The sequence below is a fragment of the Microbacterium sp. K36 genome, assembly GCF_004794355.1.
Lineage (GTDB): Bacteria > Actinomycetota > Actinomycetes > Actinomycetales > Microbacteriaceae > Microbacterium > Microbacterium paraoxydans_D.
Genome location: NZ_SSDN01000053.1, coordinates 1 through 1,791, shown reverse-complemented (window position 1 = coordinate 1,791; position 1,791 = coordinate 1). Strand labels below are relative to the sequence as shown.

The 1,791-nt window shown below is 68.2% G+C and carries 2 protein-coding genes; both read right to left on the bottom strand.

Features of this window, described 5'->3' with window-relative positions; all coding sequences use genetic code 11:
• Positions 1-89 precede the first annotated feature (89 nt).
• Entirely contained in the window at positions 90-1,256 is a 1,167-nt protein-coding gene (locus tag DW296_RS04535) for an ABC transporter substrate-binding protein (RefSeq protein ID WP_136051270.1), read from the bottom strand.
• Between the two features lie 32 nt (positions 1,257-1,288).
• A complete protein-coding gene (locus tag DW296_RS04530) occupies positions 1,289-1,711 on the bottom strand; it encodes a nuclear transport factor 2 family protein (RefSeq protein ID WP_136051269.1) in 423 nt (140 codons plus the stop codon).
• Positions 1,712-1,791: the final 80 nt, after the last annotated feature.

Genomic DNA, 1,791 nt, shown 5'->3' with positions numbered 1-1,791 from the left:
TTCGACAGGCTCAGGGACCCGGCGGGGGTCGCTGAGCCTGTCGAAGTGCGGGAAACCCGGGTGGGTCGCTGAGCCTGTCGAAGCGCGGACTATTCGCCGATCCGGAGCCAGTCGTCGGCGACCTTCTCCCAGGCGTTCGTGCCCGACTTCAGGATGATCGGCCAGCCCGCGGTGTTCTGCGTGCCGAAGGCGTAGGGGGTGCCCACCATCGGGTTCTCGATCGGGTCCATGCCCTTCAGCGCCTCGGAGACGCTCTCCCGGGTGATGTCGCCGTCGATGCTCTTCAGCACCTCGATGAAGTACGTCGCCGCGAGGTAGCCGCCCTGGCTGAACGAGGTGAGGGGGATGTCGTTCTCCTCCATCAGCGTCCGCCAGTCGGCGTTGATGTCGCTGTCGTCCGTGAAGGGATAGAACTCCGCGGGGACGTAGATGCCGGCGCCCGCGTCGTCGATCGCATCGGCGAAGTTCTCGCTGTAGACGCTCGTGAGGTAGAGCCAGGTCACGTCGTCCCAGCCCTGCGCGTTCGCGGCCTTGACCTGTCCGATCGCGTCGGGCTCGACCGGGTTGATCGCGAGGGCCTTGCAGCCCTGGTCCCGCGCCTTGACGATGTAGGGCGTGTAGTCGGAGGCGCCGTACGGCACGGTGTCGTCGACGTACTTCGGCTCCTTGCCGGTGATCTCGGTCCACTTGTCGATCGCGGCCTGGTATGTCGGGCGGGTGGAGCCGGCGATCTCCAGCAGGATGCAGATGTCGTCGAGTCCGAGCACCTCGGAGCCGTACTGCAGCGTGAGGGTCATGTCGTTGAACGGGCCGACGTTCGCCGGCGAGATGTTCTCGCTGTCGAAGCAGCCCGTGTCGACGCCGATGCCGGGCACCGAGAGGATGCCCTCCTGCTCGTAGTACTTCGCATTGATCTCGCACTCGATGAGGCTCGCGGAGCCCACGAGCGCGACGGCTTCGTCGCTGCCCACGATCTCCCGTGCCGAGGCGGTGGCCGTGGCGGGGTCGCCCTTGTCGTCGAGCATCTTGTACTCGATGGTGCGGCCGTCCAGGCCGCCTTCCTCGTTGAACGCGTCGAAGACGGCGGCGGCCGCCTGCGACGCTTCCGGGAACGTCGCCGGGCCGCTGATCGTGTTCACGGAGCCGACGACGATGGGGGCGCCGTCGCCCCCGGCTCCGTCGCCACCGGCGCAGCCGGCGAGAGCGAGGGCGGCCACGGCGATGACCGCCGCGGTGCCGGATGCTCGTCTGTTCATGTGCTTCTGCCTCTCCTGTTCGGGTCGTGCTGTCAGCTCGAAGGCTGGGTGTCGGTGCTCGTCGACGGCGCGCGCAGGGCGCGGTTCACGAGCTCCGTGTCGGTGAACTGCTCGAAGGCGACGATCTCGCCGCCCGCCACGCGCCAGACGTGGGCCACCCGGGCGGCGAAGAACCGCCCGGTGCGCTTGTAGGTGCCGGAGTAGGTGCCGAAGCCGACCACGACGTCGCCGCCGTCGACGACCTCGTCGATCGCGACGGTGTAGTCGTCCCACTCCTCCTGGATGCGGCCGAAGACGTTCTCGGCGACCGCGTCCGGGCCGATGTAGGTCCCGGCGTAGGGGAACCCGGCGGCCTCCGTCCACTCGATGTCGGCCGCGAAGGGCGCAAGCATGCCGTCCAGGTCGCCGCGGTCGTTGGCGGCGTAGTGCTCGCGGATCAGGTCTGCGTTGCTCATGTGCTCTCTTTCGTTCCGGGGCCCTGAGCCTGTCGAAGCTGGGTCCCTGAGCCTGTCGAAGCTGGGTCCCTGAGCCTGTC

Excerpts from the sequence above, each read along its gene's own strand:
- DW296_RS04530 (WP_136051269.1), bottom strand. The coding sequence starts at position 1,711 with ATGAGCAACGCAGACCTGATCCGCGAGCACTACGCCGCCAACGACCGC.
- DW296_RS04535 (WP_136051270.1), bottom strand. The coding sequence starts at position 1,256 with ATGAACAGACGAGCATCCGGCACCGCGGCGGTCATCGCCGTGGCCGCC.